The 8,095-nt window shown below is 62.4% G+C and carries 6 protein-coding genes; all 6 read left to right on the forward strand.

Going from position 1 to position 8,095, the window contains the following annotated elements:
- Nucleotides 1-441: 441 nt before the first annotated feature.
- Complete coding sequence (locus IWX64_RS15165) at nucleotides 442-1,938, forward strand: sugar transferase (protein WP_196867966.1); 1,497 nt, start codon at nucleotides 442-444, stop codon at nucleotides 1,936-1,938.
- Nucleotides 1,938-2,429, forward strand: coding sequence for an adenylyltransferase/cytidyltransferase family protein (locus IWX64_RS15170; RefSeq protein WP_196867967.1), 492 nt, complete (start codon nucleotides 1,938-1,940; stop codon nucleotides 2,427-2,429). Before IWX64_RS15165 ends, IWX64_RS15170 begins: the two co-directional genes overlap by 1 nt.
- Nucleotides 2,429-3,649 carry a DUF1972 domain-containing protein gene (locus IWX64_RS15175; protein ID WP_245345717.1) on the forward strand — a complete coding sequence of 407 codons (1,221 nt, stop codon included), beginning with the start codon at nucleotides 2,429-2,431 and terminating at the stop codon, nucleotides 3,647-3,649. The genes IWX64_RS15170 and IWX64_RS15175 overlap by 1 nt, the downstream gene beginning before the upstream one ends.
- Nucleotides 3,646-4,476, forward strand: a complete 831-nt coding sequence (locus tag IWX64_RS15180) for a CDP-alcohol phosphatidyltransferase family protein (RefSeq protein ID WP_196867968.1) — start codon at nucleotides 3,646-3,648, stop codon at nucleotides 4,474-4,476. The genes IWX64_RS15175 and IWX64_RS15180 overlap by 4 nt, the downstream gene beginning before the upstream one ends.
- A gap of 14 nt (nucleotides 4,477-4,490) precedes the next feature.
- A complete protein-coding gene (locus IWX64_RS15185; RefSeq protein WP_196867969.1) occupies nucleotides 4,491-5,327 on the forward strand; it encodes a hypothetical protein in 837 nt (278 codons plus the stop codon).
- Between the two features lie 215 nt (nucleotides 5,328-5,542).
- On the forward strand, nucleotides 5,543-8,095 hold a 2,553-nt coding region (locus tag IWX64_RS17135; protein WP_334683337.1), incomplete at its 3' end, for a LamG-like jellyroll fold domain-containing protein.

Here is an 8,095-nt window from a genome sequence, read left to right on the forward strand (position 1 = left end):
ACCCGCGGCGGGGGTGCCAGCACGAGTAGTGCTACCTGCCGGAAGTCAGGTAGCTACCACTCGTGTCCGGTTCCGGGCGGATTCATAGGCTTGCCCCCGAAGGCAGTACTTGGGAATTGCAGTACTTGGGCATTTATGAAGCGGGTCTCGATATGTTGAACAACTCAACCTGCGGCGCAATCCGCCGGTTTTCTGGAGTTACGCGTTTCCACCTACTACCAGCTGGCGGAACAGTGGCCGGGCTAGGCCACGTCATTCCGTCCTGGACGCAGCGGGGAGCAAGCCGGATGGTACCTGTCCAGCACCTCGGTATGCGTCCTCCTCATGCGGAGCCGGCGACGTCGGAGCCTTCCGAGACCAAGGCTCGTCCCCAGCCGTCGTCGGCTCCTTTCACGAAAGACGGCCGGCGTTTCAGCGCAGGCCGCCGGACAGCTGTGTGACATGTATCAGACTCAGGAACAGACCCTAAGATTCCCGTTCCCCGCGCTCACGCGGCGTCCCAGAGTCCGCGCAGCAGCCGTGTCGGGAGTTCCCTGGCGTCAGCGCTACCAGATGTCCCTGCGGGTCACCGACACCCTGATCATCCTCACGGCAGTGATCATCAGCACAGACTGGATCCTGAACAGCATGGTCAGCGGTGCGGCCACCACCGAAACAGTGACGTTCGCCGTTGCAGTCTGCGGGGGGTGGCTGGCCATGCTGTCAACGTTCAGGACCCGTGACCCGCGGCTGATCGGTGTGGGTGTCTCCGAATACAAGCGGATCGTTCAGGCGAGCACCGCCACTTTCAGCTGGATGGCAGTCGCAGTGGTCCTGTTTGGTGCCCACGACTTCCGCAACTTCCTGATTATCACCCTCCCCGCTGGCCTGGTCGGGCTGCTGGGGAGCCGGTGGATCTGGCGGAACTGGCTCATGCGCCAGCGGGAGTTCGGACTGTTCCTGTCCAAGGTCATCGTGGTGGGACGGCACGACGACGTCCAGTACGTGGTCGGCCAGCTGGCGAAGAAGACCGGGGCGGTGTATGACGTCGTCGGGACCGTCCTGGAAGGCAAGGACCGGTCGCAGGTCATTCAGGCAGGCGAGCGGCAGATCCCGGTGGTCTACGGGCTGAGCAGGGTGGAAAAGTCGGTCGCCGACACCGGGGCCGATGCAGTGATCGTCGCTGGCCACCTCCACAAGGGAAGCAAATACATCCGTGAACTCGGTTGGCGGCTGGAACGCACGGCAACCGAACTGGTGCTGGCGTCAACGCTCACCAATGTTGCCGGCCCCCGGATCCAGATGCGTCCGGTTGAGGGCCTGCCCCTGATGCACGTCGAAATGCCACAGTTCGCTGGGGGACGCCACGTCGTGAAGCGGTTGATGGACGTGGTCGTGTCCCTTACAGCCCTGATCGCATTGGCCCCCGTCTTCGCCATCGTGGCGCTGCTGATCAGGCGCGACACTAAGGGCCCGGTAATTTTCAAGCAGCACCGTGTTGGCCGGGGATCCGCCGAGTTCCCGATGTACAAGTTCAGGTCGATGGTCACGACCGCGGAGGCGGACCTGTCCGGTCTCAAGGCATGCGACGAGGGCAACGGGGTCCTCTTCAAGATGCGTGACGATCCCCGGGTCACCCGGGTGGGCCGGTGGATCCGCAAGTACTCCATTGACGAACTCCCGCAGCTCCTCAACGTCCTCCGCGGTGACATGGCGCTGGTCGGGCCCCGGCCGCCGCTTCCCAGCGAGGTTTCTGGTTATGCAGGACATACCCACCGCCGGTTGTTCATCAAGCCAGGTCTCACAGGTCTCTGGCAGATCAGCGGCCGGTCGGATCTGGGCTGGGACGAGAGTGTTCGCCTCGACCTGTACTACGTCGAGAACTGGTCGGTCACCGGGGATCTGATGATCATGTGGCGAACCTTCAAAGTACTGGTCAAACCGACAGGAGCGTACTGATGACCTACGACTCAACAGGCAACGAGCAGGTGCAGGGTATCCGCATCGGGTACGCGGCGGGAGCCTTCGACCTGTTTCATGTGGGACACCTGAACATCCTGCGGCAGGCGAAATCCCGCTGTGACTTCCTCATCGCGGGGGTGGTCTCCGACGACATCCTTGAGGTCACGAAGGGACGCCGGCCTGTGATCCCCTTGGCCGAGCGGATGGAGATTGTCGAGAACATTGGCCTGGTCGACCGGGTCTGCGCCGAAACCGTACCGGACAAGATGGCCGTCTGGGATCAGCTGAGGTTCAACATCTTCTTCAAGGGCGACGACTGGCGGGGAACCGAGCGGGCTCGGCGGCTCGAACAGGAGTTCGCTGTGCGGAACGTCTCGGTCGTCTACTTTCCGTACACCGTCCACACCTCCAGTACCGCGCTACGGAGGGCCCTGGAGAACCTGAACCGTGAACACCACGAATATCCACTGTTGAATGGGACCAACTAATGTTGAAATCACTGAACAATCCGCTGGGCTCGCAGCGAATGACACCGCTCAGCATTGCGCTGGTCGGTACCCGGGGGGTACCCGCACGTTACGGCGGGTTCGAAACCTGCATCGAAGAGGTCGGCAGCCGCCTTGCGGCGATGGGCCATGAAGTGACCGTCTACTGCCGTCCGGTGACCCCAGCGGACGCTGACGTGCGGGAGCACCTCGGCATGCGGCTCGTCCATCTTCCGTCCCTGCGCAAGCGTTCGCTGGAAACCCTGAGCCACACCGGGTTGTCGGTTGGCCACTTGTTTCGGCACCGCACCGACGTCGCGATCGTGTTTAACGCGGCCAACGCGCCCTGGCTGCCCGTGATTCGCGCGGCCGGGATTCCCGTTGCCACCCACGTGGACGGTCTGGAATGGAAGCGTGCCAAATGGGGCAAGGTGGGGAAACGCTACTACCGCGCCGTCGAAGCGCTCGCCGTCAAATGGTCCGACGCGTTGATCGCCGACGCCATCGGCATTAAGGACTACTACCGTGAGCGGTTCAACGCACCCACCGAGTACATCGCCTACGGGGCACCGTTGATTGACAACCCCGCCAGCGACAAGGTGCAGGAGTTGGGCCTGGAGACCGGCAAATACCACCTGGTCGTGGCGCGGTTCGAGCCGGAAAACCACGTCCACCTGGTTGTTGATGGCTACCGCAGGAGTGCCGCCCAACTGCCCCTCGTGGTGGTGGGCACCGCACCCTACGCGGACACCTACATCCGGAAGGTCCACTCACTTGCCGATCAGCGGGTGCAGTTTCTTGGGGGAGTGTGGGATCAGGAACTCCTCGACCAGCTGTACGCCAACGCCCGGGTGTACTGGCACGGGCACTCGGTGGGCGGTACCAACCCCTCGCTGCTCCGCGCAATCGGTGCAGGAGCGGCCACCAACGCATTCCAAGTGGACTTCAATTCGGAAGTGCTGGGCGAGGCGGGCCGCTATTTCGCCGACAGCGACGACGTGATGCGCCTCGTGCACTCCGCCGAACGCGACCCCGTTGACTGCGAACGGCGTGGCCGGCTCGCACGGCGCGCTGCCGAACGGTACGACTGGGACGACGTCGCTGAACGCTACGAAAAGCTGTGCTACTCCCTGGCGAAGACCCCGGCGCGTCGTCTCGGCGGACGCCGCCGGACAGCCGACGCCACGAGCATTGTTACGGCACCCAAGGTGGTGACGACATGAGCCAGACTCTCACCGAACGCCGTTCCACCGGCGGGACCTATCGCCGGACAGTGCTGTCCCTGGCCGCCGCGCAGAAGGTCGCCGCACCCGGGGCCCCGCCCTACTCGGTCTACATCAACCGCCGTGCCGGGAGGTATCTTGCGGCCGCGTGCCACCGTGCCGGTCTGACCCCCAACGCCGTCAGCGTCATCAGCGCCGCATTCACCTTCACCGGAATCGGGATGATTGCCTTCGGGAACCTCTCCTGGGGGCTCGGGATTGCTGTCTGGCTTTGCCTGGCCGTCGGGTACGCGTTTGACGCGGCGGACGGACAGGTCGCTCGCTTGCGCGGCGGCGGATCGCTCTCCGGCGAATGGCTCGACCACGTGGTGGACAGCGCGAAGCTTTCCAGTATCCATCTGGCGGTACTGATCGGCGCCTACCGCGGCTTTGACCTGTCCAGCCCGCTCTGGCTGCTGGTTCCGTTGGGTTTCTGCGTGGTTGCAGCGGTTGCCTTCTTCTCCATGATCCTCAACGATCATCTGAAAGAAATCCACACCCTTAAAACCGGGGCGGTTCCCTCGAAAGGGTCGGGATCCCGGCTCAAGTCGCTGCTGCTGATTCCCACCGACTACGGGTTTTTGTGCCTCACCTTCGTCCTGCTCGGGGCGCCGTCAATCTTCATGGCCCTCTACACGGTGGTGTTTGTCGCCAACCTCGGCCACTTGGTCCTGGCGTCAGTCAAATGGTTTAGGGACATGGGCAGGCTTGATGCCACGGCCCGGAACCGCCCTGACGCACCCAGCAGGGCCCGCCACGCCGACGTCTCCGGGAGTGCAGCACAGTGAATGATCCAAGCGCAGTGAATGATCCGATTGACGCCGGTACACCGGAGGAGACAGCTCCCCACAGCACAGGACGAAAGGTTATGGCGGGGGTGCTGGCCTGTGGGCTGGCACTCACCCTGGGCATCGGCTATTTGGTGTCCAGCCAGGCAGCCACTGACGTCAGTGCTGAAGGCACCCCCACCCCCACCGTCTCCGTCCCAGCGGCGGGCACTGCATCGCCGACTGACGCCGGACCGGAGGAGCCGGACGCTTCGACACCCGCCAACGCCCCGTCGACCGAACCAGCTGCCGGGGACGAGGAGGCCGCGCCAGAGACCGACGAGGCAGCAGCGACCACCGATGCAGCAGCACCAGCCGATATCGAGTCCGCTGAGGCTGAGGAGGCTGAGGAGGCTGAGGAGGCCGCGACCACCGATGCGGAACTCGCCGCCATCGAACAGCCCGTGTCCGAGCCGGTGACCCTCGACGAGCCGTCCGCCTTCGCCAAGGGCATCACAGCGTCCGTGAGCTCGATGGAGGCAATCGACGCCGAAGCCTACGGGATCGGCGAGATCGCCGGACCGGCTCTGCGGTTCGTCATCACCGTGGAGAACACCACCGGCGAGGCGGTATCGCTGACCAACTCAGTGGTGAACGTCGAGTTTGGCCCGGACAGCCTGCCAGCGGTTCAACTGACTGGATCCGGTGCCACCGAATTCCCGGCAACCGTCGACGCGGGCGAATCCGCAGCGACCACCCTCGTCTTTTCGATTCCCGCCGATCAGCGGGACCAAGTACGGATTCTTTTCAACAGGGAAGCATCCTCCCCCATCGCTGCATTCGAAGGTGCGGCACCAGGCGAAGAAGGTTAGTCGTGAAAGCACAAGAACCGGCTCATCGGCGGACCGCGGGTCCTCTCCAGAATGCCCAGAAAAGTCCTGGAGGAAATACTCGATCGCTGTTCCGCAACCTCACCTCGCTGTTGTGCGCGCTCGCGGTAACCGTATCGATGGCCATCGTGGGAGTGACGCCCGCTGCAGCAGACAGCGCACCGATAGACCCTGCGAACCCAGCCAGCCCCACGACCGTGACCGCTGATGCGCTGCCGACGGTTCAGATCGACGGCGTTGTCTGGCAGCAAACCATCGTCGGCAATACTGTCTACGTGGCTGGCAACTTCACCACTGCACGCCCGGCTGGCTCCCCAGTGGGTGCGAATACCGTTCAGCGCAACAACATCCTCGCCTATGACATCCGCACCGGTGTGCTCATCGATTCTTTTGCGCCGAACCTCAATGGCCAGGCCACAGCGATTGCGTCTTCTCCGGACGGATTACGGATCTATGTAGGCGGCGCCTTTACCACCGTCAATGGCGCAACGGTGTGGCGGGTCGCGGCCCTGGATCCTTCCAACGGGCGCCTCCTGACGAATTTCGTGCCGAAGATGGACGCATCAGTGCGAGCCATCGTGGCGACAAACGACACAGTTTATCTTGGCGGTGTATTCACCGGAGTAGGCACCGTCGTCAGGTCCCGACTTGCCGCATTCAGAGCCACCGATGGTGCCCTGCTTGACTGGGCGCCAGTGGCCGGTGATGGACAGGTCAACGGCTTGGCCCTGTCACCCGATGGCACGAAGATGGTCGTTGGAGGATCGTTCACAACACTCAATGGCTCCATCCGTCCGGGATATGGTCTTGGCGCAGTGGACGTCGCGACGGGTCAATCCCTGCCTTTTCCGATCAACAATATCGTTCGCAACGGCGGCCCGAGTGGTTCCGTTACCAGTCTTGCGTCCGACTCCACAAACGTTTACGGCTCCGGTTATACCTTCGGGCGGGACAGTACACACGAGGGAGTTTTCTCGGTCAAGTGGTCGGACTTCTCTACTGACTGGATTCAGGACTGCCACGGTGACACCTATTCCGTATTTCCGGTGGGAGATGCCATCTATTCAGCTGGCCACGCCCACTACTGCGGGAATATCGGCGGGTTTCCCCAGGAAGCTCCGTGGCAATTTAACCGTGCTTTGGCATTCAGCAAGAGCGCCACGGGTACGATCACTGATGAACCATTCGGCTATACAAACTTCGAGGGCAACCCGTCACCGACGCTGCTGAACTGGTTTCCGACTATCCTCGACGGACGGTTCACCGGTCAGAACCAGGGGCCGTGGTCGGTCACTGGTAACAATCAGTACCTCGCCTATGGCGGCGAGTTTCCGTCAGTCAATGGCGCGGCGCAGCAAGGATTGGTTCGCTTCGCAGTGAAAGGGATTGCGCCGAACCTGCGGGGTCCCCGCGTAACCGGCACTAACTTCAATCCAACCCTGATTTCGACGGCGCCGGGAACAGTGCGTGTTCGCTGGCAGGCCAACTGGGACCAGGACAACAAGAACCTGACCTACCAGGTTCGCCGGGATACGGTCGTGATTCACACGAAATCACTGGAATCGACGTTCTGGGAGCGTCCGGGTATGTCCTTCACCGACACCGGTCTTGTGCCGGGTAGGCAGTATGGCTACCGGATCTTCGTCACGGATCCGGCTGGCAACGAGGTTCGTTCCGACACAGTGACTGTCACGGTGTCGGGCGAAGAACAGCAGGCCAGCGCCTATCAACAGACCGTGAAAAGGGATGAGCCAACAACACACTGGCGGCTGGGTGAACCAGTTGGTCCCACCGTATTCGATTCGGTGGGCGTAGAGGACCTGACGGCGTCCGCCGGGGTCACCTTCGGCACAGCAGGAGCCCTGAGCGGCGAGGCGAACACGAGTGTGAGGCTGAACGGCACCACGAGCGGCATTATTGCTAACCCAACCCGCGCCAAGCGGCCCAACACGTTCAGCACCGAGGCATGGATTAAGACCACCACTACGTCAGGTGGCAAGATCATTGGGTTCGGAAATGCACTCAGTACGTTGTCCGCTGATGTAGACCGGCATGTTTATATGGATAACCTCGGCAGAATTTTCTTCGGGGTTGCTCCGAAAGGTGTGCGGCGCACAGTCAATAGCACCACCCGTTACAACGACGGCGCCTGGCACCATGTCGTTGCAACTCTTGGGACAGGTGGAATGCAGCTTTACGTTGATGGCGCGCGCGTCGCTGGCCGCACCGACACCACGACGGGCAGATCATTTGACGGATACTGGAGGATTGGTGGCGACAACCTGGCGGGCTGGGCTTCAATTCCAACCAGCAGATACTTTCAGGGCGACATCGACGAAGTGGCAATCTACCCGACGGCCCTGAGCGCTGGGGCGGTCAAGACCCACTTCGACGCCGGAACCACCGGGGTATTGCTCAACGCGCCCCCAACGGCGGCGTTTACGTCGACGGTGAGTGGGTTGGGTGTTGCGGTGGATGGTTCGGGGTCGTCTGATTCTGATGGGACGGTTGCCGGGTATGCGTGGGACTTTGGCGATGGTGGCACGGGTACCGGGGTGAATGCGACGCATACCTATGCCACCGCTGGTACGTACACCGTGCGGTTGACGGTGACTGATGACGATGGTGCTACTCACAGCACCACGAAGGACGTCACAGTTGCTGCGGCGCCGGTGAATGTGGCTCCGGTGGCGGCGTTTACGTCAACGGTGGATGGGTTGAAGGTTTCGGTGGATGGTTCCGGGTCGACC

The organism is Arthrobacter sp. CAN_A212 (genome assembly GCF_015752345.1).
Taxonomy (GTDB): Bacteria; Actinomycetota; Actinomycetes; order Actinomycetales; family Micrococcaceae; genus Arthrobacter_D.